A 21,131-nucleotide genomic window follows, 5' to 3' on the forward strand; every position below is an offset into this window, starting at 1 on the left:
GGAGGATGAGCCATGATCGAAAAACGCGATTTCTATATCAACGGCAAATGGGTCGCCCCATCAGAGCCGAATGATTTCGAAGTGATCGACCCGTCGACCGAAGAACCATGCGCGGTGATCTCGCTAGGGTCAGAGGCTGACACTAACGCAGCGGTCGCCGCGGCCAAAGCTGCTCTGCCTGGTTGGATGGCAACCCCGGTGGACGAGCGCATCGCTTTGGTCGAGAAACTGGTCGATATTTACGCCACCCGCTCTGAGGATCTGGCCCAGGCGATGTCGATGGAGATGGGTGCACCGATCGAAATGGCGCGCAGCCAGCAATCGGGCGCGGGGATCTATCACCTGAAAAACTTCATCCGTGCCGCCAAGGCGTTCCAATTCGAACGTCCGTTGGGCGATCATGCGCCGAATGACCGGATCATATATGAAGCGGTGGGTGTGGCAGCCCTGATCACCCCATGGAATTGGCCGATGAATCAGGTCACGCTCAAGGTCGGCGCGGCGGCGATTGCGGGCTGCACGATGGTGCTGAAACCGTCCGAGCAAAGCCCGCTGAACGCGATGATCTTTGCTGAGATGATGGATGAGGCTGGCTTCCCGGCTGGTGTTTTCAACCTGGTGAATGGCGATGGCGTGGGCGTGGGCTCTCAGCTCTCGGGGCACGCAGATGTTGATATGGTCAGCTTCACCGGTTCGACCCGCGCGGGCACTGCGATTTCCAAGAATGCGGCGGATACACTGAAGAAAGTGCATCTGGAACTGGGCGGCAAAGGGGCCAATGTGGTCTTCGCCGATGCCGACGAAAAGGCGGTAAAACGCGGCGTCCTGCACATGATGAACAACACCGGTCAAAGCTGTAACGCGCCCAGCCGGATGCTGGTGCAGCGTCCGATCTATGATCAGGCGGTTGAGACAGCCGCCGAAGTGGCAAACAAGGTCACCGTCGGCAGTGCCGCCGAGGAAGGCCGACATATCGGACCGGTGGTGAACGAAGTGCAGTGGACCAAAATTCAGGACCTGATCCAGAAAGGAATTGATGAGGGCGCGCGTCTGGTTGCAGGCGGCACGGGTCGGCCAGAGGGGCTGAACAAGGGCTATTATGTGCGCCCAACGGTTTTTGCCGATGCCAATAACCAGATGACGATCGCGCGCGAGGAGATCTTTGGCCCGGTTCTGACCATGATCCCCTTCGACACCGAAGAAGAAGCCATCGAGATTGCCAATGACACACCTTACGGGCTGACCAATTATGTTCAGACCCAAGACGGTGCACGCGCCAACCGAATGGCTCGCGTCTTGCGGTCGGGCATGGTTGAGATGAACGGCCAGTCGCGCAGCGCTGGGTCCCCGTTTGGTGGGATGAAACAGTCCGGCAATGGCCGCGAAGGCGGGGTTTGGGGACTGGAGGACTTCCTTGAGGTCAAGGCCGTTGGCGGTTGGGCCGCCGAATAGTCAATCTTGGTGCTATCAAAATGTGAGGCACCCCAAGGGTGCCTCGCTTTGTTTCTTAGGCAGGTCGGACGATAAGCTGCGGCTCTCCGTCCGACGTGTGGCGGGTGGATCGACCATCCCAGCCAATCTCACCTGTCACCCGCTGGCGAAGGGACGAAAAACTGTCGAACCGGACCACATCTACGGGCACGTCGAACTGAAGGGTCACCCGGCGATGTCCGCCATCCCCAATCATGGTCAGACCGCGGATTTCGGCGGTGAAGGGCTGACCCAGATATCGACCCTCAACTCGGTCACCGACGCGCAACTGCACTCGATTTCCTGCCATCGCGTGCAACGTGTTCCAATCCCGCGCACCGAGTTGATGCGCCAACAGTTCCAGCGCCTCGCTATGCGATAGCTTCACTCCGGCGTCCTGCAGGCGTTTGCGCAGGCGTTTTGCCTGCTCTTTCAGCTCCGCAACCGGAGCGATGTTCTGAGTATGTGTCATGGTGTGCCTCGTTTCCTGAAACGGGCGCGAAATCTGGACGGGGTTCGCATTGCCATCCGCGCGCCTGGAAAGGGCAACAGATGTGATTCAATCGGGTTTCACCAAAGCCTAAGGCCGCGAACGGCAGGGGACCCGAACCTGCCGTGCATATGGCAACGACGCGCCAGAATGTCAATCAGGCGTCGGCCTGCGCCGCCTCATAGGCCAGCATGGCGCGCTTGACGGGCAGCCCCCAGTGGTAGCCGCCTAAGCCGCCCGATTTGCGCAAGGCACGGTGGCAGGGGATCAGCCAACTGACCGGGTTGCGCCCAACTGCGGTGCCCACGGCGCGCACCGCTTGGGGTGAGCCGACCCGCTGCGCGATCTCGGAATAGGTGGTGACCTGGCCCGAAGGGATGTGCATCAGCGCTTCCCATACCTTGATCTGCAGTGGTGAGCCGATCAGGTAGAGCGGGGTCGGCTCCAACCGGTCGCTGGCCGCACCGAAGGCGCTGAGCACCCAAGGCCGCAGGCGCATGGGGTCCTCGACAAAATCAGCATTGGGCCAACGAGAGATCATGTCTTCCATCGCCGCCTCCTCGCCTGTCTCGGCCCCAAAGGCGATTCCACAGATTCCCTTGTCAGTTCCCATAACCAGCGCAGGGCCAAAGGGGCACTCGAACCAGCCCCAGTAGATCGTGAGACCTGCGCCTTTACGGGCATATTCACCGGGGCTCATGGATTCCCATTTCAGGAACAGGTCATGAAGCCGCCCACTGCCGGACAGCCCCACATTATGAGCGGTTTCCAGCGTGGTGAAACGCTCGTGCAACAGAGCTTTGGCATGGCCAAGGGTCAGGTATTGCTGGTATCGCTTCGGAGAGACCCCGGTCCAGCGTGAGAACAGACGCTGAAAATGGGCAGGGCTCATATCCATCTGGCGAGCCAACTCATCAAGACTGAGACTCTCTCCGCCTTGATCGATCAATTCGATCGCGCGCCGCATGACGTTATAATGATATCCGCTTTCTGCTGTCTGGACGTTCATCGGTCACCTCATCAGTTACAGGAACAGTAACTTGCCCCTGTCGATCTTGCGACCCGGAATCTGCGCTTTATCTTGTCAACTGAGTTGACGAATCAAATCGATTTCTCCTACCATTCAGGTATGGGACACAGGTTGGATCAGCTTTATCAGGCAGTTCAGGCCACCCGGCCTTTGCTGCGGAACATCACGGCAGCGGTTGAGCAGGGCAGCCAGCGCAAAGGCGTGACCGTCGGGCAACGTGCCCTTTTGGAAGGTCTGTCGCTATCTCCCGGCGCGACAGCCCCGGTGCTATGCGCCGAGCTGCAGCTGAAACGACAATATGTCTCGCGCATCTTAAAAGAGCTGATGGGCGCACAGCTGATCGAAAGCCAGCCCAATCCCAAACGTGCAGGCACCTACTGCTACCGGCTGAGCCCTGCGGGCGAAGAGACGATCACGGCTATCAGAGCGGATGAGATGGCCAAGCTGACACGCTTTGCACAGGATTTTTCTGCGTCAGAGCTTGCCGCCTATCACAAGGTTCAGCTGGCCCTGACCCGCTATTTCGCAGAACTCGCCAAGGAGGCCTGACATGACCGTCCTTTGGATAATGGCGGCAAGCATCATGATCGCCGTGTTGTACATCCTCTTGCAAATCCGAAAGATTGGCACTCCGACAACCGGAGCCAAAATAGACCTGGCATCGCGGCCTGAAACGGCGCTGCTGGTGATCGATATGCAAACAGATTTTACCTCGATACCCACCTGGGATGACGCACAAATTGAAGGTGTCTTGTCGACGATCCGGTCAACGACGGACAGCGCCCGCCAGTCTGACTGGTCCGTGATTGCCATCCGTCATGAATTCAAGGGACGGCTGGCGAACTTGCTGAACGGGTGGTTCAATCAGGGGCGCGGCAACGCAGGTTCCGACGGAGTTGGGTTGGATCCGCGTCTTGCGCTGAATCCCGATGCCGAGTTTGTAAAATCCGTAGGTGACGCCTTTTCTTCGCCGGGCTTTGAACGGTTCCTGCAAGACAAACGGATCGGAACGCTGGTTCTGACAGGGTTGGACGGGTGTCATTGCGTGAATAAGACCGCGCAGGGCGCGCTTAATCGAGGATATCGGGTTCAGATCGATCCGGCGGCTGTACTGGCAGCTGATCCGAACCGGTGGCAGGGGATCAGGGATCAACTTGCAACGGCGGGGGTGGATTTCCGACTGCAGACGTGAGGCATAGGGATAAATCGACCAAGACCCGCGCCTAGGCAAAACCAAAACGCACCTTTTCAATTGCGACCGCTTGTCTGGCAGGGCATTAAGGCTCGGATGGCCAAACAACTTGGATACCACAAGATCCGCGAGATCTTTACGCGTTTTCACGACGCCGACCCTGAACCCAAGGGCGAGTTGGAGCATGTAAACGTCTATACTCTGGTCGTTGCCGTCGCACTGTCAGCGCAGGCGACCGATGCCGGCGTCAACAAGGCTACGCGCGCGCTATTCAAGATCGCCGACACGCCGCAGAAGATGCTGGATCTGGGCGAAGAAGGTCTGATCGAACATATCAAGACCATCGGCCTGTTCCGCCAGAAGGCCAAGAACGTAATCAAGCTGAGTCGCATTCTGGTCGAAGACTATGGCGGTGAGGTGCCCAACTCCCGCGCGGCGCTTCAATCGCTACCGGGTGTGGGGCGCAAGACAGCCAATGTTGTCCTGAACATGTGGTGGCGATATCCGGCGCAGGCGGTGGACACGCATATCTTCCGCGTCGGTAACCGCACCGGCATTTGTCCGGGCAAGAATGTGGACGCCGTCGAACGCGCCATCGAAGACAACATACCGACCGACTTTCAGCTGCATGCGCATCACTGGCTGATCCTGCATGGCCGCTATCACTGCAAGGCACGCAAACCGCAGTGCCCTACCTGTATCATCCGCGATCTCTGCGAATTTGAGGACAAGACTCTATGAAAACCTACCAACTGACCGGCATCGGAAACGCCGTTGTGGACGTGATTTCCCAAGCCGATGACAGTTTCCTTGAGCTGATGGGCATCGAAAAGGGCATCATGCAGCTGATCGAACAGGAACGCGGCGAGGTACTGTACGCCTCGATGGAAGGCCGGGTGCAGACTCCGGGTGGCTCGGTTGCCAATACCATTGCGGGTGCGGGTGCACTGGGTCTGGATTCGGCGTTTATCGGGCGGGTGCATGATGATGCGCTGGGCCGTTTCTATGCCGATGCGATGAACGAAGACGGGGTGGATTTTGTGAACCCGCCGGTGCCGGGGGGCGAGCTGCCAACCTCGCGTTCGATGATCTTTGTCTCACCGGATGGCGAGCGGTCGATGAACACCTATCTGGGTATATCGTCCGAGCTGTCTTCTCGGGATGTCTCGGAAGACGTCGCGGGCAACAGCCAGATCATGTTCCTCGAGGGCTATCTGTTCGACAAGGAAAAGGGCAAAGCCGCGTTCCTTGAAGCCGCGCGCAACTGCCATAAGGGTGGCGGCAAGGCGGGCATCGCCATTTCTGACCCGTTCTGTGTAGAACGGCACCGGGTCGATTTCCTGCTGCTGATCGAGAATGAGCTGGATTTTGTAATCGGCAACGAGGCCGAGATCAAATCGCTGTTCGAAACCGACGATCTTGAGGAGGCGCTGGCGAAAACGGCCGAGATTTGCCCTCTGGTCGTTTGCACCCGGTCGGGCGACGGGGTGACTGTTCTGAACGGCAACGCGCGCATCGATGTACCGGTTGAAAAGGTCGTACCGGTGGACGCGACCGGCGCGGGCGATCAATTCGCCGCCGGATTCCTGTTCGGCATGGCGACGGGCCGCGATTACGAGACCTGCGCAAAAATTGGCAACGTCTGCGCACGCGAAGTCATCAGCCATATCGGCCCCCGGCCCGAGGCGAATATGCAGGAATTGCTGCGGGCTGAGGGATTGCTCTGATCCCGCGAAACGCAACGTAACGCTGGTGCGTCACATTTCGGGATGGCTACCCTTTTTTTGGATGTAAGGGGGGGAGCCAATTCATGTTGGGCAGAGCACTCAGGATCACCGCAGGAACATTGGCGTTGGGGCTTGTGGCCGGCGTTGGGTACCTGCTGATCTCTCCGCCCGACCTGTTGCGAGTCGGGACCAACTATTCGGCCAAGATCGTCTGTTCTAACGTGTTCATCGCCGGGCGGGATGCGCAAGAGGTTCTGGCGGTTGATGTGCAGGCGCCCGGGCATCCGTTGCTGAAACACGTCTCGGTCTCGGTTGACCCCGAGGCGCAATCAGTATCTGCAAAGCTACTCGGGATCTTCGCCCCTGCGACCAGCCAATATCGCGAGGGGCTGGGATGTGCGAATACGCATGAGGCCCAACCGGTCAACACCCAGCTAAACACTCTGCCCGCGCTGTCTGATGCACTTTGGCCGGAAGGCACCACAGTGGCCCCAACGCAGAACTCCAAATTGGCAATGGTTCTGTCGGACCCGACCATTCTGGGAGAGGGCTTCCGCGCCGTAGTTGTGGTGCATGATGGCCGGATCATTGGTGAGGCTTATGCGGATGGATTCGACGAAAATACCCCTCTTCTGGGCTGGTCAATGACCAAAACCATAACCTCTGGATTGATTGGAACGCTGATAAAATCCGGTCAGATGAAGTTGACGGATACACTGGTCGACTCATTTCCCGATTGGGCAGAGGACAACCGGCAACACATTACCGTCGAGGATATGTTGACCATGTCCAGCGGCCTGCGATGGAACGAAGGCTATGGTGACGTCTCGGACGTGACTCGGATGTTATATCTGAGCGACGACATGGCGGGGTTTGTCACTTCGCTTGAGGCCGAGGCTGAGCCAAATACTGAATTCAACTATTCGTCGGGCACATCCACCGTCTTGGCGCGGGTCTGGCAGGATCAGATCAAAGATGACAGCTTGTCCTATCCGCAGCGCGCACTCCTGCTGCCACTGGGCATGACCTCGGCCATACTTGAAACTGATGTTTCTGACACCTTTGTCGGCTCAAGCTATATGTACGCCACAGCGCGGGATTGGGCACGATATGGGCAATTCCTGCTGCAGGGCGGCACATGGGAAGGGCAGCAAATTCTGCCCGAAAGGTTCACTGACTGGATGTTCGAACCGGTTGCTGTCTCGGGCGGGGCATATGCCAAAGGTCACTTGTGGCGCGACGTGCCGGGTGGAGAACCCCCGTTCGAAGATGCAGTCTGGATGGCCGGACATGATGGGCAATCGGTCGGGATATTCCCTTCGCGTGATTTGGTGATCGTGCGATTGGGGCTTACACCGTCCGATACCGGTTATTCCCCGCTGCCGCTAGCCAAAGCGGTGATTACGGCGCTTGGTTCCTAACCCGAACTACCCGAGATGCGGCTGAAACGCAGAAAGCACCTGCTGGTAGACGTCCTTTTTGAACGGCACGATCTCATCGACCAGCCGCGTCGTGGTCTGCCATTTCCAGTGGGTGAACTCGGGGTGCTCGGTTGCGATATCGATCTGATCATCCCGGCCTAAGAACCGCATCAGGTACCACTTCTGCTCCTGTCCGCGATACCGGCCCTTCCAGATTTTCGGCACAATGTCATGCGGTAGGTCATAGGGCAGCCAGCCGTCGGTCTCGGCGATGATGTCGACCAGATCGCTGGTTACACCAGTTTCTTCCCAAAGCTCGCGCAGGGCCGCATCGCGCGGGTCTTCGCCCTTGTCCACGCCGCCCTGAGGCATCTGCCAGGCGTCCTTGTGGCGATCATTGCGCTGACCGACAAAGATCAGACCCTCGGCATTCATCAACATCAGTCCCACGCAGGGGCGATAGGGCAGTTTGGCGATTTCATCAGGGGTCATGCGCGGCCTCGTGATTAAGCTTTGCTGCGTCTCTAGCAAGCGCCGCAGTAAAGGCAAAGGGAATGACGTTAGGTTTCGCGTGACAAAGGTGACGCGAAGGTCAATCTGACGGTCAAAGTCGGGAGGGAGAGTTTGCCATGACTGCGTACCCAAACATGCTGGCCCCGCTGGATCTGGGCTTTACCACGTTGAAGAACCGCGTGCTGATGGGCTCGATGCATACCGGGCTGGAAGAGACTGGCGATTGGAATCGGGTTGCTGAATTCTACGCAGACCGGGCGCGCGGCGGTGTGGCGCTGATGGTGACCGGTGGGATTGGCCCAAACCTTGAAGGCTCGGTGCTGCCGGGGGCTTCGATGATGACCAACGATACAGAGGTGGCGAACCATTCCATCGTCACCCGACGCGTGCATGAGGCTGGCGGCAAGATCGCCATGCAAATCCTGCATGCGGGGCGGTACGCCTATGGGCCGAAATGCGTCGCCCCCAGCCCGGTGAAATCTCCAATTTCTCCGTTTCCGCCGCATGAGCTGGACGAAGAGGGCATCGAGAAGCAGATCGGCGATATCGTCAACGCGGCTGTTCTGGCCCAGAAGGCGGGCTATGACGGGGTCGAGATCATGGGCTCCGAGGGGTATTTCCTGAACCAGTTCCTCGTGACCCACACCAACAAGCGCGAGGATCGCTGGGGTGGGTCATACGAGAACAGGATGCGTCTGCCCATTGAGGTGGTGCGCCGCACGCGGGAAGCCGTGGGGAGCGATTTCATCATCATCTATCGCCTTTCGATGATTGATCTTGTGCCCAATGGGTCGACCCATGACGAAGTCGTTGAACTTGCGCAGCGGATTGAGCAGGCCGGGGCAACGATCATCAACACCGGTATCGGCTGGCACGAGGCGCGGATTCCAACGATTGCCACCAGCGTTCCCCGTGCTGCATTTGCGTGGGTTACCAAGAAGCTGATGGGTAAAGTCGGGATTCCAGTGATCACCTCGAACCGGATCAACACGCCTGAGGTTGCCGAAGAAGTTCTATCGACCGGTTGCGCCGATATGGTGTCTCTGGCGCGGCCCATGCTGGCCGACGCGGATTTCGTGAACAAGGCGATTGCGGATGAGGCCGCGAAGATCGCCCCGTGCATCGCATGCAATCAGGCCTGTCTGGACCACACTTTCAGCGGCAAGCTGACCTCATGCTTGGTGAATCCGCGCGCCTGTCATGAGACTGAATTGGTGATCGGCAAGGCCGAGACACGCAAGACAGTGGCCGTTGTCGGCGCTGGCCCTGCAGGTTTGTCCACCGCGATGACAGCTGCCCAGCGCGGCCATGATGTAACCCTGTTTGATCGCGCGGCCGAGATAGGCGGGCAGTTGAACATGGCCAAACAGGTGCCAGGGAAAGAAGAGTTCTGGGGACTGGTCGACTGGTACCGTACCATGATGGACGACCTAGGCGTGACGGTCGAACTGAACCGCGAGGTCAGCGCGGATGATCTGACCGGTTATGATGAGGTGGTCATCGCCACCGGTGTCACTCCACGTGATCCACAGATTCCCGGCCAGGATCGGGACAATGTGCTCAGCTACATCGACGTGCTGCGCGACAAGGCCGAGGTCGGCAGCACCGTCGCCGTGATCGGGGCCGGAGGCATCGGGTTCGATGTCTCCGAATTTCTGCTGGAAGACGGTCACAGCCCAACCACGGACCTTCCATTGTGGATGAAGGAGTGGGGCGTGACCGACCCCGCAGAACACCGCTCGGGCCTGGCCCCCGAGGGCCCGCAGCCCGAAGCACCAGCACGGCAGGTCACGCTGCTGCAGCGCAAGGCGCAGCGTCACGGCAAGGGGCTGGGAAAGACAACGGGCTGGATCCACCGCGCGACGCTAAAGATGAAGGACGTCAGTTTCGTTGGTGGTGTGAATTATGAGCGCATCGACGAGGACGGCCTGCATGTCAGCTTTGGTGAAACCCGCGATGATCCAACCGTGATCGCAGCCGAGTCGATCGTCCTATGTGCCGGGCAGGTCTCGGACCGATCGCTGGCGGATGAGCTGATCGAACGTGGAATGACCCCGCATGTGATTGGTGGAGCAGATGTGGCAGCTGAGCTGGACGCCAAACGTGCGATCAATCAGGGCACACGTCTGGCAGCAGCGTTCTGACGTTGTAATGCCAGTGCGCTGGAGAAAGCCGCCCCGGAAGAGGCGGCTTTTTTCGTTTTCCTTGACTCAATTGTTATCAATATACATATGTACAACATGAGTCAGAAAATAGAACGCACCCAAACAGGAATTCGAATCGAGAAGCGGCTTCTGAAAGTTCTCAAAGGGCTGGCAGAATCGCTGGACATGACCCTTGGCGACCTGATTGAGGGCATCGCGCTGCACAGCCTTGAGAACAAGCCAGCCTTCTCTGAAGAGACACTGAAGAAGATCAAACAGCTCAAAAGTGTCTACGACTTCGATTGGACAGCCGAAGACAGCCACCGTTTCAAGGAGGATGAAGAATGAGCGCATCGCGATACGCCGACGTCACCATCGCATTTGAAGCACACGCAATCGACAACGCAACGTTCGGACACGCCGAACATGTGCAAGTCGCTTATGACCTGCTACACAAGTATGATTTCATCGATGCCGCAGCGATCTACGCTAAGGGAATTCGCACGTTAGCAGCGAACGCAGGCGCACCGGACAAGTTCAATCTGACAATCACCTACGCATTCATGAGCCTGATCGCAGAGCGGCTGGCCAACACGCAAGCTACTGACTTTAAGAGTTTCGCACAGGAAAATTCCGACCTGATGGCCAAGTCAGTACTCAACCAATGGTATTCTGCGGAACGTCTCAACATGCAGCTTGCCCGCGATATATTCCTGCTGCCTGCCGCCGCATAATCGTGTTTTGCGGCGAAGGTGAATTGTTACTCTACAGTGATCGTAATCACCTCGGACACAATGGGCGTCGCATGAGGGACGTGGCCTGCATCCCCAAGCACCAGCTGCAAAGTATGCTCACCCGCAGCAAGTTCCAAAGTCACCTCGGTCTGACCGCCACCGAAATGAATGTGATTGTCGTCTGCGGGCAGACCGTATGACAGTTCGTCCGCACCGTCTTCTCCCTGACCAAGTGGTGGGCGATCAATCAGGAGGTGATGGTGCCCTGTATTTTCCTTCTCGGTTCCTGCAGGGGCAACGCCCATACCGCTGAGGCCAAAGACTACGGTCACAGGTGATTGCACGGTGTCCCCGTCAGACAGGTTGACGAAATAGACCTTCGCATCTGGATTCGATGGTGTTTCCCCTCCGGCCCACGCAAGGCTGGCGGTCAGACACAGGGTAATGACAGCAAATAGGGCTTTCATAGTCTCCTCCGTGGTCACAAAAATGCCATTCTCATCATAGCACGATTGGAAAAAAGTCCAGAAAACGGGGTTTTGTATCGAAAGGCATGGTCCGCGGCATATAGGCCCGGGCGTTTCCTAGTTGCAAACGATCCGATTCAAAACCCTGATATTATCCCATGTCTGCCCAGTTCTTGCCCAGATTGATCGCGATAAAGAGACAACGAACGGAAGACCTGGGGAACGAGAATGGATCGACTAACTGAAATGGAGGCCTTTTCCAACGTGGTGGACCAGGGTGGTTTCACCGACGCGGCCAAGAAAATGGGCATCTCCAAATCAGCCGTGTCTAAACACGTCTCGAGCCTCGAGGCGCGGTTGGGGGCAAGGCTTTTGAACCGGACAACGCGCCGGGTTTCGCCAACCGAGATCGGGTTGGCCTATTATGATCGCGCCCGTCGCGTGCTGAACGACGCAGGCGAAGCGGATGCGCTGGTGACTTCGATGCAATCTGCGCCTTCTGGTCTGCTGCGGATCTCTGTGGCAACAGATTTTGGCGTCAATCACCTGTCGCCGGTCCTGTCGGACTTCCTATCGGCCTATCCGGACATCACCGTGAACATGGTTCTGAACAACCGCTATGTTGAGCTGATTTCCGAAGGCTTTGACGTGGCCGTGCGCATTGGCGAGCTGGAAGACAGCACGCTGCGCGCCCGTAAGCTGACCGAAACAGTGAAACGCATGGTCGCGTCGCCGAGATATATCGAGCAGTTCGGACGCCCGCAGAAGATCGACGATCTGAACGAACACAAACTGCTGCATTACTCCAGCCAATCCTCGGGCAGCGTGTGGAAGCTGACGGCGCCTTCGGGCGAGAAGCGTCAGGTCCGCACTGCTGGCTGGCTGAGCGTAAATGATGGGCAGTCGCTGCTGAACGCCGCGATCTCGGGGCTTGGGATCGCGCATCTGCCCAGCTATCTATATGCCGAAGCACTGAAATCGGGCGAGGTGGTAGACGCCATGCCATCGCTGCCGGATGAGGTTCAGGGCGTCTATGCGGTCTACCCGCCGGGCCGGTTCACCCAGCCCAAGGTGCGGGCTTTCATTGATTTTCTTGTCGAGTCCTTTGCCGAAAAGGGTCCGATGGATTGGTAGAATTCTCCCTGTGGCACCTAAACGGCCCGTGCTGAATAGCACGGGTCTTTTTTTGTCTAGCGATGCATCAGTTAGTCTCTGGTGATACGGCCCGCTGATACAGGTGCCACGTGGTGTGGCCCAGGATCGGCAGTGTGAAAATCAGCCCCAGAAACGCCGGAACCAGCGACAACAGCATGGTGACCGAGATGATCGCCGCCCAACTGAGCATTACCACCGGGCTTTCAGCGACCACGCGAATGGACGTGAGCATGGCGGAAACAAAGTTGGTTTCCCGATCCAGAAGCATGGGCATGGCCACCACAGTCACCGAGAACAGGACCGCCGACAAAAAAGCGCCGATACAGGTGCCGACCGCCAGAAAGGTCCAGCCTTGCGGTGTGAAGAAGATGGTGTTCATGAACCCTTCGAAATCCGAGAAGGACGCCTTTTGCAGGATGATCGCCAGCCAAAGGCGGATTTGGTAGGTCCATACCCAGAAAATGAACAGGGTGACAAAGGCCATCCAACCCATCTCGCGCTTGCGTTGATGGGCCATGACGCTGAGGATTTCGGACCAACCGAAGCTTTCTCCTTTCTGCATCCTACGGGACATTTCATAAAGCCCGGCGGCCGCAAATGGGGCAACCAGCGGAAAGCCTACGGCGGCAGGAATGATCATCCAGATCTTGCCAAGCCCGACCAGGCACCAAACGAACAGGATGCCGAAAACCGCGTAGAACAGGCCGAAAAAGCCGCTCATGACCGGGTGTGCGAGGAAGTCGGAAAACCCGGCCTTCAGCGATGCGGTAATATCCTCGGCCGTCAGCCTGTTAACCTCGGGCATGGATTGCTGTGGGACCGTGTTATCCGGCGGAGTGGTATCTTCGGTTTTGGATGCCATGACGCATTCCTCCCAAAGCATGGTGACTGGTGGGACTGCCTGCCAACAGGCCTGATGGCAAGACAGACGCACCGATTAGCTGCAAGTGTGCATCAGGCCGCGCCATCAGGGCAAGGGGGACACAGGGCGTCCGCGGTGCTCGCGCCTGTTAGTTGACCAGCAACACCGCCTCGACCCGGCGATTGAGATCGCGGCCCTCGGGCGTAGCGTTAGAGGTGATGGGCGCAAGATAGCCTACGCCCTGCGCCTCGATCCGGTCGGCGGCAACACCGTGCGCTTCGATCAGGCGCGCACGCACGGCTTCCGCCCGTTTGGTGCTGACCGCAATATTGGCCTGCAATGCGCCCGTATCATCCGTGTGCCCTACCAGCGCCAAACGGGTCGAAGGATTGTCGGCCAGATAGCCCGCAAGCAGCGCAAGCGAGGCAAACGGCCCTTCGCCCAGCGCGACTTCGCCGGTGCGAAAGTGCAGGTCATCAAGGATGACATGTCCGGTACTGCTGAGATCGTTTAGCAATCCGGCAGGGCCCTCAACGGTTTCCTCGATCACAAGTGGCTGCGCAGGCTGCGTACCTTGCGGGGTTACCCGGATCATCTGCACATAGCCATCCGGCGGGTTGCGACTGACTAGCAGGCTTAATACCTCCGCGCCCCGGATCGCGGACAGAAAGCGATAATCGTGTATCGCCACATACATGTCGGGGGTCGGCACCACCTCGGTGCCGAAGCGGAAATCGAACCCGCCACAGGAGCGCGCCTCGCATTCGAAGGCGATTTCGAAGCCCTGTTCCTGCAACTGATCCCGTAGCGGCGCGAGAATTTGCAGCGTTGTGCTGGATCCAGCCTGTAGTCGCCATGTCAGCCGCTCAACACGCCCTTCGACGGTGCGCGACGGAACCGAGCCATCGGCAAACTCACCGGTCGGCAAATCATAGCTGTCCAGCGCGCTGGTGCGGTCAGATATCTGCCGGGCGTTGGCAGGCAGCGTCAGTTCCTGCGCCTGCACAGGCACAGCCAGAAGGAGGCTAAGAAACAGGAAACGGATCATCGGAACTGGGCGTGATACTCGGGATTAGGGACCATCGCAGTGGCGCTGGCGACGCGATTGGTCATGTTGAAGAAACCGGTGACATTGGCAATGTCCCAGATGTCGCGATCCGAGAACCCGGCGTCGCGCAATTGCTGGCGATCGGGCTCTTCGATTGTGGTGCTGGCGGTGGTCATCTTGGCGGCGAAATCCAGCATTGCACGTTGGCGCGCGTCCAATTTGGCGACGCGGTAGTTCATGACCAGCATCTCACCCAGCTGCGGATCGCTCGAAAGCTGCCGCACCGCTGCGCCATGAGCCACGAGGCAGTAGAAGCATTTGTTGATCGAGGACACCACGACCGCAATCATCTCGCGTTCCAGCTTGGTCAGCCCGCTATCGGCCAGCATCAGATCATTATACATCGAAGTGAAGGCATTCAGCTTGTCGATATCGAAGGCATAGGCGCGCAGGACATTCGGCACCATTCCCAGTTTCTCAACACAGATATCAAAGTATTTCTGCGTCTCTGACGGTAGTGGGTCCACCATTGGCAGATCCAGGGCAGTGGGCATGTCCTGTTTGGTCAATTCGTCCTCCTCAGACGCGCTGGCGATAGTGGTATTCTCCGACGATCTTCATCCCAAGCGAGTGGTAGAGGCCATTGGCCCCCGCGTTCGCCTTGGTACAGATCACGCTAAGCGTCTGCGCGCCATTGTCCAGCGCCCAAAAGGCCGCGGCTCGCATGGCCCACTGGCCCAACCCCTTGCGGCGGTGATCCGGTAGGATTTCCAGCGCGTGAACCATCGCGATACCTTCATGGATCGCCACGAAGCCGGTTCCTGCGGGCTGATCGCTGTGGCGCAACAAAAGGCCGGTCTTTGGGCCCGGTGCCCGGTACATGATCGCAATCCGTTCGGGGCCGATACCGCCCTGCGCCCAGATCTCACGCATGATGGCCAGCGGTTCCCAGATGTTGAAAACAGTCACGCGCGGGATCGGGATATCGGTCAACTGCTGCGCCGGGCAGGAATAGATACTAACCGGATCAAGGATGTCGTAGCCGCGTTGCGCAAGCATTGCATCCAGCGCCTCATCTCCGGGCCGCAGGCAGAAGATGCGTTTTTGACCCATCGCCTGCATGGCGCTTTCGGCCGCATCGATATCGGCGCTGGTGACGTCCCCGGTGCGATTGGCGGCAGAAACGCGTGAACCTCCGCCCTGTCCTTGCCGCAGTCGAAATGGGCCTTGCGTTTGATAGCCGGCGGCAGGCCATGTGCCATCGACAACGGCGGCCCAATCGGGATTCAAAGCTCGATCTCTTTCGCAAGGCGGGTCATGGCGGCATCGATCCGTCCACCCTCGGTGCCGCGCACGACGACGTTGGCTCCGAAGACGCCATTCGTCTGAAACGGATAACAGCCGATCGAAAGATCGCCGAAGTCTTTGGCCAGTGCGGCCAAAGTTGCTGCAATATCGCCTTCACCCCGATCCACACGCAGCGTCTGCGACAAAAGCGGGCTACCTCCGATGAGCGAAGGCAGAACACTCGCAACCATGGCCTGAAAAACCAAAGGCACCCCGGCCATGACATGGACGTTGTTGATGGTAAAGCCGGGCGCGGTCGAGACCGGGTTGTCGATCAATTCGGCCCCTTCCGGAATACGCGCCATGCGCAGGCGAGCGTCGTTCAGTTCCAGCCCGGATTTCTCGTAATGCGCCTCAAGCAATGCACGCGCGTCGTCGCGAACATCGATATGCACGCCAAAGGCACGGGCGATGCAATCGGCAGTGATATCATCATGGGTCGGGCCGATGCCGCCGCTGGTGAACACATGGTCATGGGCATCGGACAGTGCCTTGACCGCCGCCTCAATCGCGGGCGCGTCATCGCTGACAATGCGCACCTCTTTCAGGTCAATGCCGTGTTTGGTCAGCTCTCCGGCAAGATAGTGCATATTGGCATCGCGGGTGCGGCCCGAGAGGATCTCATCCCCGATCACCAACATTGCAGCGGTTGGATTGGCCATGACGCGCCCTCCCTCTTGATCGACCGTTAGGGCAGGTATAGGCCCTTGGCCATGCGATTTGAAACCCCCCTTGTCCCCGCTCGACTGATCCGCCGCTACAAACGCTTTCTGGCAGACTGCAGGCTGGAAGACGGGCGCGAGGTGACAGCCCATTGCGCCAATCCGGGCTCAATGATGGGGCTCGCAGAACCGGGTGAGAAAATCTGGCTGGAGCCCAACGACGATCCGAAGAAAAAGCTGAAATACGGCTGGCGGCTGGTCGATCATGAGAACGGGCATTTCACAGGGGTCGACACATCAGTCCCCAACAAGGCGCTTCGGTTGGCGCTCGAGGCGCGTGAAATCCCCGAGCTGGCCGCCTATGAAACCGTGCGCCCCGAGGTCAAATACGGTGAAAACAGCCGTATCGATTTCCTGCTGACCGGGCCGGGCCTACCCGATGCTTATGTCGAGGTCAAAAGCGTCACCCTCTCACGCCAAGCGGGCCTCGCCGAGTTTCCCGACAGCGTCACCGCACGCGGCACCAAACATTTGGGCGAACTGGCAAAGATGGCCGTACAGGGCCACCGGGCGATCATGCTTTATTTGGTGCAAAGGACCGATTGCGATCGGTTTGCACTGGCCGATGATATTGACCCAGCCTATGCGGCGGCGTTTGAGGCGGCGATAGGGGTTGAACGCTTTGTCGTTGGAACTCGGATCACGCCCGAAGGCGTCTGGGTTGAGCCCGCTCGGCAATGGGGCGCGGGCTAGAAACTTCTTTGATAGACCCTATTTACTAGTTGAAAACCGAGCCCTCTGGTACTTTCTGCACAAGCAGCGTAAAAGAAGTGCTGCGTGAAATATTTGGAGTCCCGCACCGATGAAAGAACATCGTGGCCGTCTGACCAAAGACGGTATCCGCATCTATGAACAGAGTGACTTTGCCGGCATGCATGCGGCAGGGGCGCTGGCTGCGCGGATATTGGATGACATTGCTGAACATGTTTTTGTCGGCCAGACCACCGGTGCGATTGACGGGCTGATCACTCAGATGGTCGAGGATGCAGGTGCGGAATCGGCAACCATTGGCTACAAGGGTTATCAGCACGCCAGCTGCATCAGCGTGAACCACGTGGTGTGTCACGGCATTCCGGGTGACAAAAAGCTGAAGGATGGCGACATTCTGAATATCGACGTGACCGTCATCGTTGATGGCTGGTTCGGTGATACGTCGCGCATGTATGTGGCGGGTAAACTGCCGCGCAAGGCCGAACGGCTGATTCAGGTGACCCACGACGCACTGTTCAAAGGTATCGAGATGGTCAAGCCGGGCAATACCTTCGGCGATATCGGCCACGCCATTCAGGCCTATGTCGAGGCGCATCGGATGAGCGTTGTACGCGATTTCTGCGGCCACGGTCTGGGCCGGGTGTTCCACGCGCCACCAAATGTCCTGCACTATGGTCGTCCGGGTACCGGAGCTGTGTTGGAAGAGGGCATGTTCTTTACCATCGAGCCGATGGTCAATCTGGGGCGTCCTGAAACCAAGACACTGTCCGATGACTGGACTGCCGTGACCCGCGACAAATCGCTGTCGGCGCAGTTCGAGCATTCGGTCGGTGTGACCGCAGATGGGGTTGAGATTTTCACCTTGTCACCGGGCGGCAAATATCACCCGACCTATTCGTCCTGATCGGTCGCCTGATCGCGTAATAGCTTCAGCAGCAAGGTTTCATCCCGCCACGGGATGACCGCGTCGTGAATGAACACCGGCGCGCGCATCGGTTTGGGCGGAGGCCCAGTTGTGGTGTCGGCGTCTTTCGAAAAAGCCCAGAGCGGAGGTGTGATAGCGCGGTCCATGGACCAAGCATAACACGTTTATGGCTCAAAGTCCCAAAAGCTTGGGCGCATGTAACATGTCGGAGAACACTTCGGCCCCTAGTTCTTCCAATCGCGCACCATCATCATGGGCCGCATAGCCCAGGCAGCGCATATTGGCGCGCATTGCTGCGGTGACACCGTTTTCGCTGTCTTCGATCACAACCGGCACCGTTGCGCCGAAATGCTGGGCAGCGGTCAGGAACAGGGTCGGGTCGGGCTTGCCCGTTCCAAGCACCTGCGCCGAAAACATCACATCTTGAAAACGCTCCCAAAGACCATTCTGGCCCAAAGTGATCTTCATTTTCTCAGGCCGCCCATTTGAGGCGACACAGTAGGGAATGTCACTTGCATCCAGTTGCGCCAGCAATTCACGGATACCCGCGACCAGAGGCGTGCCTGCTTTCAGCGTCTCGTAGATTTCCGCATAGATTTGATCAGTCCAGTCATCCGGCAGATCAGCCCCCAGCTCGCGCGCCTTGTCGCGCACACCGGTCATGGTGCCGCCGACAAACAGGGACATGCATTCGGCTAAGGACAAGTGCAGACCATGGCCAGCGAGATTGTCGACCATGACCTGATTGGACAAAACCTCGCTATCGACCAGAACGCCGTCGCAATCAAAGATAACCAAATCGTGCATCTCAGGCCCCTGTGCGCCACATCAGCGAGATATGCGTGTCGCCATATTTCCGCGCGTCGTGCAGCGTGAAGCCCTCGGGCGCAGTCATTGGGGTGCTTTCTTCCCAGACGATCAGAGCGTCATCAGACAGCCAACCACCTTGGGTAGCCGCGGCCAGTGCCCTTTGACCCAGAGCTTTTCCGTAAGGCGGATCCAGAAAAACCAGATCACAAACAGTGCCCGGGTTTTCGCCCAAACGGGTCGAATCCCGCCGGATCAAAGTGGTCTGGCTGGCGCTTCCGGTCAGGGCGATATTCTTGCGGATCAGACCCTGCGCGACCCTCCCATCATCGACAAACGTGACGTGGGACGCGCCGCGAGACAGCGCTTCAAGTCCCAATGCACCGGTGCCCGCAAACAGGTCGAGAACCTGCAAGCCGTCGAAGTCGATCTGATGATTTAAAACGTTGAACAGGCTTTCCCTTACCCGGTCAGTGGTCGGGCGAAGATGCGCACCGGCATCGCCTTTGCCAACCGAAGTCAGAGCTCGGCCTCGGAAGTCTCCGGCGATGATCCTCACGCTTTGAGCAGCGGTTTCAGGTCCGCTTCTGGGTCGGCAACAACAGCCGGATCAGCGGTCTTGCCGGCATCAATCAGGCGTTTGCCAACCATATAGGCGCGCGGGTCATTCATCGCGTCGACCGCGATCAGCTGATCTCCCTTGTAGTACCAGAAAGACACCGTCGCGCCCTCACCCTTGCGAGTCACCACACGGTCATAGCCGGTATTCAGCCCGGCGATCTGCAGCTTGACGTCATACTGATCGGACCAGAACCATGGCGTTGCAGTGTAATCCTTAGCCGCGCCCAACATGTTCTGGGCCACGATCTCGGCCTGATCAATGGCGTTCGGCACGCTTTCCAGGCGGATACGGCCTTCGCCATGCGGGAACGACGCGCAATCGCCCGCCGCCCAGATCGACGGATCTGAGGTGCGGCCATGGGCGTCGGTCTTGATGCCGTTATCCAGCTCTAACCCGGCTATTTCAGCCAATTGAATCGACGGCGCGATGCCGACGCCAACCACGACGAAATCCACCTCAAGCTCGGTGCCGTCGGTCAGAATAGCACCCTTCACTTTGCCGTTTTCACCAACCAGACGATCCAACCCGACGCCCTCACGAATGTCGGCCCCGTATTCGGTGTGCAGCGTGCGAAAGTAGTCGCTTGTCTCTTTGGCCGCGACACGCTGAAGGATGCGGTCGGCCATCTCGACCAAGGTCACCCTGACCCCGCGCTTGGCACAAACGGCGGCGGCTTCAAGCCCGATATAGCCGCCACCAACGATCAGCGCGCGGGCGCCATCCGATACCCGAGGTTCCATCTCGTCGATATGGGCGAGATCTCGCACCACATGGACACCCTCAAGATCGCCCCCGATCGCTGCGGGCAGGCGGCGTGGGTCGGACCCAGTGGTCAGCGCCAGTTCATCATAGGTGATCACCTCATCGCCGAGGGTCACCGTCTTGGCCTTTGGATCAATCGCCGTCACACGTTGACCCAACCGTAGGGTGATGTTGTTTTCGGCATAGAAGCTCTCGGGCCGCAGGAACAGGCGCTCCAGTTCCATCTCGCCCAACAGGTAAGCCTTGGACAAGGGCGGGCGTTGGTAGGGCAAATGCGGCTCGGCTCCGATCAGGGTGATGTCACCTTCGAACCCGTCCTTGCGCAGCCGTGCTACCAAAGAAGCACCGGCCTGCCCTGCCCCGATCACGACAATATGGCTCATGTTTCGCTCACCCTGCAGAATTCACGTGGTTACTTTGTTTCGACCACCTATATTGCGGCAAAGCCCGACTCTGCAAATCCAAATGACAGGAGCGTAAAAATGATTGCAACAGGTGACATGCTGCCCGAGGCCACGCTGATCCAGATGGGTGCCGAAGGCCCCGAGGAGGTTAGGATTTCAGACAAGACCAAAGGGCGCAAGGTTGTGATCTTCGCTGTACCCGGTGCGTTCACCGGAACCTGCACAACCGCTCATGTACCAAGCTTCATGCGGACCAAGGACCAGTTCGATGCCAAGGGTGTAGAAGAAATCATCTGTATCTCGGTCAACGACCCTTTCGTGATGGGCGCCTGGGGAGAAAGCACCGGTGCAACAGCGGCCGGGCTGACCATGCTGGCTGATGCGGCGTCCGAGTTTACCAAGGCCATCGGCATGGATTTCGACGCCCCGCCCGTAGGCCTGATTGCACGCTCCAAACGCTATGCAATGCTGGTTGAAGACGGCAAGGTCGTGGCGATGAATCTGGAAGAAAACCCCGGTGTCTGTGAGGTCTCGGCTGGTGAAGGCCTGCTTGATAGTATCTGATCCCTGTCGGCCCC

The 21,131-nt window shown here is 58.4% G+C and carries 26 protein-coding genes; 13 read left to right on the top strand and 13 right to left on the bottom strand.

What is annotated here, in order from left to right:
- Positions 1-12: 12 nt before the first annotated feature.
- On the top strand, positions 13-1,452 hold the full coding sequence (locus ACR0KC_RS11145) for an aldehyde dehydrogenase family protein (RefSeq protein ID WP_170394725.1): 1,440 nt from the start codon (positions 13-15) through the stop codon (positions 1,450-1,452).
- 55 nt (positions 1,453-1,507) lie between these two features.
- Here ACR0KC_RS11145 and ACR0KC_RS11150 read toward each other — a convergent pair whose 3' ends face one another.
- Both ACR0KC_RS11150 and ACR0KC_RS11155 read right to left on the bottom strand, forming a co-directional pair.
- On the bottom strand, positions 1,508-1,942 hold the full coding sequence (locus tag ACR0KC_RS11150; protein ID WP_170408510.1) for a glyoxalase superfamily protein: 435 nt from the start codon (positions 1,940-1,942) through the stop codon (positions 1,508-1,510).
- Between the two features lie 175 nt (positions 1,943-2,117).
- Positions 2,118-2,969 carry a bifunctional helix-turn-helix domain-containing protein/methylated-DNA--[protein]-cysteine S-methyltransferase gene (locus ACR0KC_RS11155; RefSeq protein ID WP_170394731.1) on the bottom strand — a complete coding sequence of 284 codons (852 nt, stop codon included), beginning with the start codon at positions 2,967-2,969 and terminating at the stop codon, positions 2,118-2,120.
- Positions 2,970-3,089: 120 nt separating this feature from the next.
- Here ACR0KC_RS11155 and ACR0KC_RS11160 point away from each other — a divergent pair, with 120 nt between their 5' ends.
- The 5 genes from ACR0KC_RS11160 (at position 3,090) to ACR0KC_RS11180 (ending at position 7,330) form a co-directional block, all read left to right on the top strand.
- Positions 3,090-3,539, top strand: a complete 450-nt coding sequence (locus tag ACR0KC_RS11160; protein ID WP_170636552.1) for a MarR family winged helix-turn-helix transcriptional regulator — start codon at positions 3,090-3,092, stop codon at positions 3,537-3,539.
- Position 3,540: 1 nt separating this feature from the next.
- On the top strand, positions 3,541-4,182 hold the full coding sequence (locus ACR0KC_RS11165) for a cysteine hydrolase family protein (RefSeq protein WP_480706477.1): 642 nt from the start codon (positions 3,541-3,543) through the stop codon (positions 4,180-4,182).
- A gap of 96 nt (positions 4,183-4,278) precedes the next feature.
- Complete coding sequence (gene nth / locus ACR0KC_RS11170; protein ID WP_170598366.1) at positions 4,279-4,923, top strand: endonuclease III; 645 nt, start codon at positions 4,279-4,281, stop codon at positions 4,921-4,923.
- Positions 4,920-5,909, top strand: coding sequence for an adenosine kinase (locus ACR0KC_RS11175; protein ID WP_170466608.1), 990 nt, complete (start codon positions 4,920-4,922; stop codon positions 5,907-5,909). Before nth ends, ACR0KC_RS11175 begins: the two co-directional genes overlap by 4 nt.
- A gap of 83 nt (positions 5,910-5,992) precedes the next feature.
- Positions 5,993-7,330: a serine hydrolase domain-containing protein gene (locus ACR0KC_RS11180; RefSeq protein ID WP_480706479.1), complete on the top strand. Its 1,338-nt coding sequence runs from the start codon at positions 5,993-5,995 to the stop codon at positions 7,328-7,330.
- 6 nt (positions 7,331-7,336) lie between these two features.
- On the opposite strand, the gene ACR0KC_RS11185 is transcribed toward ACR0KC_RS11180, so the two are convergent.
- Complete coding sequence (locus tag ACR0KC_RS11185; protein WP_170426121.1) at positions 7,337-7,822, bottom strand: RNA pyrophosphohydrolase; 486 nt, start codon at positions 7,820-7,822, stop codon at positions 7,337-7,339.
- Between the two features lie 137 nt (positions 7,823-7,959).
- Between ACR0KC_RS11185 and ACR0KC_RS11190 the strand changes: the two genes are divergently transcribed.
- The 3 genes from ACR0KC_RS11190 to ACR0KC_RS11200 all read left to right on the top strand — a co-directional run bounded on the left by ACR0KC_RS11190 (position 7,960) and on the right by ACR0KC_RS11200 (position 10,721).
- Complete coding sequence (locus ACR0KC_RS11190) at positions 7,960-9,987, top strand: FAD-dependent oxidoreductase (protein WP_480706481.1); 2,028 nt, start codon at positions 7,960-7,962, stop codon at positions 9,985-9,987.
- A 96-nt stretch (positions 9,988-10,083) separates the two neighbouring features.
- Positions 10,084-10,335, top strand: a complete 252-nt coding sequence (locus tag ACR0KC_RS11195; RefSeq protein WP_480706483.1) for a hypothetical protein — start codon at positions 10,084-10,086, stop codon at positions 10,333-10,335.
- Positions 10,332-10,721, top strand: coding sequence for a hypothetical protein (locus tag ACR0KC_RS11200; protein ID WP_480706485.1), 390 nt, complete (start codon positions 10,332-10,334; stop codon positions 10,719-10,721). Before ACR0KC_RS11195 ends, ACR0KC_RS11200 begins: the two co-directional genes overlap by 4 nt.
- Before the next feature lie 26 nt (positions 10,722-10,747).
- On the opposite strand, the gene ACR0KC_RS11205 is transcribed toward ACR0KC_RS11200, so the two are convergent.
- Complete coding sequence (locus ACR0KC_RS11205; RefSeq protein ID WP_170819197.1) at positions 10,748-11,188, bottom strand: DUF4399 domain-containing protein; 441 nt, start codon at positions 11,186-11,188, stop codon at positions 10,748-10,750.
- A gap of 228 nt (positions 11,189-11,416) precedes the next feature.
- Between ACR0KC_RS11205 and ACR0KC_RS11210 the strand changes: the two genes are divergently transcribed.
- On the top strand, positions 11,417-12,322 hold the full coding sequence (locus tag ACR0KC_RS11210) for a LysR family transcriptional regulator (RefSeq protein WP_170394766.1): 906 nt from the start codon (positions 11,417-11,419) through the stop codon (positions 12,320-12,322).
- 67 nt (positions 12,323-12,389) lie between these two features.
- On the opposite strand, the gene ACR0KC_RS11215 is transcribed toward ACR0KC_RS11210, so the two are convergent.
- The 5 genes from ACR0KC_RS11215 to ACR0KC_RS11235 form a co-directional block, all read right to left on the bottom strand.
- Positions 12,390-13,205 carry a DUF2189 domain-containing protein gene (locus tag ACR0KC_RS11215; RefSeq protein ID WP_170514036.1) on the bottom strand — a complete coding sequence of 272 codons (816 nt, stop codon included), beginning with the start codon at positions 13,203-13,205 and terminating at the stop codon, positions 12,390-12,392.
- Between the two features lie 148 nt (positions 13,206-13,353).
- Positions 13,354-14,253, bottom strand: a complete 900-nt coding sequence (locus ACR0KC_RS11220) for an OmpA family protein (RefSeq protein WP_480706487.1) — start codon at positions 14,251-14,253, stop codon at positions 13,354-13,356.
- Positions 14,250-14,822, bottom strand: a complete 573-nt coding sequence (locus ACR0KC_RS11225; RefSeq protein ID WP_480771851.1) for a peroxidase-related enzyme — start codon at positions 14,820-14,822, stop codon at positions 14,250-14,252. Before ACR0KC_RS11225 ends, ACR0KC_RS11220 begins: the two co-directional genes overlap by 4 nt.
- 10 nt (positions 14,823-14,832) lie before the next feature.
- Positions 14,833-15,543, bottom strand: coding sequence for a GNAT family N-acetyltransferase (locus ACR0KC_RS11230; protein ID WP_170598347.1), 711 nt, complete (start codon positions 15,541-15,543; stop codon positions 14,833-14,835).
- Positions 15,540-16,262, bottom strand: a complete 723-nt coding sequence (locus tag ACR0KC_RS11235) for a molybdopterin-binding protein (RefSeq protein WP_170515093.1) — start codon at positions 16,260-16,262, stop codon at positions 15,540-15,542. The genes ACR0KC_RS11230 and ACR0KC_RS11235 overlap by 4 nt, the downstream gene beginning before the upstream one ends.
- Positions 16,263-16,313: 51 nt before the next feature.
- On the opposite strand from ACR0KC_RS11235, the gene sfsA reads away from it, so the two are divergent.
- Positions 16,314-17,015 carry a DNA/RNA nuclease SfsA gene (gene sfsA / locus ACR0KC_RS11240; RefSeq protein ID WP_170426107.1) on the top strand — a complete coding sequence of 234 codons (702 nt, stop codon included), beginning with the start codon at positions 16,314-16,316 and terminating at the stop codon, positions 17,013-17,015.
- 109 nt (positions 17,016-17,124) lie between these two features.
- Positions 17,125-17,937, top strand: a complete 813-nt coding sequence (map, locus tag ACR0KC_RS11245; RefSeq protein ID WP_170394785.1) for a type I methionyl aminopeptidase — start codon at positions 17,125-17,127, stop codon at positions 17,935-17,937.
- Here map and ACR0KC_RS11250 read toward each other — a convergent pair.
- From ACR0KC_RS11250 to ACR0KC_RS11265, 4 genes are read right to left on the bottom strand one after another with little or no spacing between them, the layout of a single operon-like run.
- A complete protein-coding gene (locus ACR0KC_RS11250) occupies positions 17,925-18,104 on the bottom strand; it encodes a hypothetical protein (RefSeq protein ID WP_170394788.1) in 180 nt (59 codons plus the stop codon). The two genes, map and ACR0KC_RS11250, sit on opposite strands and share 13 nt — an antisense overlap.
- A gap of 25 nt (positions 18,105-18,129) precedes the next feature.
- Positions 18,130-18,765: an HAD family hydrolase gene (locus ACR0KC_RS11255; RefSeq protein WP_170408526.1), complete on the bottom strand. Its 636-nt coding sequence runs from the start codon at positions 18,763-18,765 to the stop codon at positions 18,130-18,132.
- 1 nt (position 18,766) lies between these two features.
- A complete protein-coding gene (gene rsmD / locus ACR0KC_RS11260; RefSeq protein ID WP_480771852.1) occupies positions 18,767-19,324 on the bottom strand; it encodes a 16S rRNA (guanine(966)-N(2))-methyltransferase RsmD in 558 nt (185 codons plus the stop codon).
- The gene (locus tag ACR0KC_RS11265; protein ID WP_223117218.1) at positions 19,321-20,532 is read right to left on the bottom strand and encodes an NAD(P)/FAD-dependent oxidoreductase; all 1,212 of its coding nucleotides are present in this window, start codon (positions 20,530-20,532) and stop codon (positions 19,321-19,323) included. Before ACR0KC_RS11265 ends, rsmD begins: the two co-directional genes overlap by 4 nt.
- Before the next feature lie 99 nt (positions 20,533-20,631).
- Between ACR0KC_RS11265 and ACR0KC_RS11270 the strand changes: the two genes are divergently transcribed.
- Positions 20,632-21,117 carry a peroxiredoxin family protein gene (locus ACR0KC_RS11270; RefSeq protein WP_170408529.1) on the top strand — a complete coding sequence of 162 codons (486 nt, stop codon included), beginning with the start codon at positions 20,632-20,634 and terminating at the stop codon, positions 21,115-21,117.
- Positions 21,118-21,131 lie beyond the last annotated feature (14 nt).

Source organism: Ruegeria sp. CF3, assembly GCF_056537365.1.

What these genes read in the sequence shown, in the direction of transcription:
- ACR0KC_RS11145 (WP_170394725.1), top strand. Translation starts at nt 13, where the DNA reads ATGATCGAAAAACGCGATTTCTATATCAACGGCAAATGGGTCGCCCCA.
- ACR0KC_RS11150 (WP_170408510.1), bottom strand. Translation starts at nt 1,942, where the DNA reads ATGACACATACTCAGAACATCGCTCCGGTTGCGGAGCTGAAAGAGCAG.
- ACR0KC_RS11155 (WP_170394731.1), bottom strand. Translation starts at nt 2,969, where the DNA reads ATGAACGTCCAGACAGCAGAAAGCGGATATCATTATAACGTCATGCGG.
- ACR0KC_RS11160 (WP_170636552.1), top strand. Translation starts at nt 3,090, where the DNA reads ATGGGACACAGGTTGGATCAGCTTTATCAGGCAGTTCAGGCCACCCGG.
- ACR0KC_RS11165 (WP_480706477.1), top strand. Translation starts at nt 3,541, where the DNA reads ATGACCGTCCTTTGGATAATGGCGGCAAGCATCATGATCGCCGTGTTG.
- nth (WP_170598366.1), top strand. Translation starts at nt 4,279, where the DNA reads ATGGCCAAACAACTTGGATACCACAAGATCCGCGAGATCTTTACGCGT.
- ACR0KC_RS11175 (WP_170466608.1), top strand. Translation starts at nt 4,920, where the DNA reads ATGAAAACCTACCAACTGACCGGCATCGGAAACGCCGTTGTGGACGTG.
- ACR0KC_RS11180 (WP_480706479.1), top strand. Translation starts at nt 5,993, where the DNA reads ATGTTGGGCAGAGCACTCAGGATCACCGCAGGAACATTGGCGTTGGGG.
- ACR0KC_RS11185 (WP_170426121.1), bottom strand. Translation starts at nt 7,822, where the DNA reads ATGACCCCTGATGAAATCGCCAAACTGCCCTATCGCCCCTGCGTGGGA.
- ACR0KC_RS11190 (WP_480706481.1), top strand. Translation starts at nt 7,960, where the DNA reads ATGACTGCGTACCCAAACATGCTGGCCCCGCTGGATCTGGGCTTTACC.
- ACR0KC_RS11195 (WP_480706483.1), top strand. Translation starts at nt 10,084, where the DNA reads ATGAGTCAGAAAATAGAACGCACCCAAACAGGAATTCGAATCGAGAAG.
- ACR0KC_RS11200 (WP_480706485.1), top strand. Translation starts at nt 10,332, where the DNA reads ATGAGCGCATCGCGATACGCCGACGTCACCATCGCATTTGAAGCACAC.
- ACR0KC_RS11205 (WP_170819197.1), bottom strand. Translation starts at nt 11,188, where the DNA reads ATGAAAGCCCTATTTGCTGTCATTACCCTGTGTCTGACCGCCAGCCTT.
- ACR0KC_RS11210 (WP_170394766.1), top strand. Translation starts at nt 11,417, where the DNA reads ATGGATCGACTAACTGAAATGGAGGCCTTTTCCAACGTGGTGGACCAG.
- ACR0KC_RS11215 (WP_170514036.1), bottom strand. Translation starts at nt 13,205, where the DNA reads ATGGCATCCAAAACCGAAGATACCACTCCGCCGGATAACACGGTCCCA.
- ACR0KC_RS11220 (WP_480706487.1), bottom strand. Translation starts at nt 14,253, where the DNA reads ATGATCCGTTTCCTGTTTCTTAGCCTCCTTCTGGCTGTGCCTGTGCAG.
- ACR0KC_RS11235 (WP_170515093.1), bottom strand. Translation starts at nt 16,262, where the DNA reads ATGGCCAATCCAACCGCTGCAATGTTGGTGATCGGGGATGAGATCCTC.
- sfsA (WP_170426107.1), top strand. Translation starts at nt 16,314, where the DNA reads ATGCGATTTGAAACCCCCCTTGTCCCCGCTCGACTGATCCGCCGCTAC.
- map (WP_170394785.1), top strand. Translation starts at nt 17,125, where the DNA reads ATGAAAGAACATCGTGGCCGTCTGACCAAAGACGGTATCCGCATCTAT.
- ACR0KC_RS11250 (WP_170394788.1), bottom strand. Translation starts at nt 18,104, where the DNA reads ATGGACCGCGCTATCACACCTCCGCTCTGGGCTTTTTCGAAAGACGCC.
- ACR0KC_RS11255 (WP_170408526.1), bottom strand. Translation starts at nt 18,765, where the DNA reads ATGCACGATTTGGTTATCTTTGATTGCGACGGCGTTCTGGTCGATAGC.
- ACR0KC_RS11265 (WP_223117218.1), bottom strand. Translation starts at nt 20,532, where the DNA reads ATGAGCCATATTGTCGTGATCGGGGCAGGGCAGGCCGGTGCTTCTTTG.
- ACR0KC_RS11270 (WP_170408529.1), top strand. Translation starts at nt 20,632, where the DNA reads ATGATTGCAACAGGTGACATGCTGCCCGAGGCCACGCTGATCCAGATG.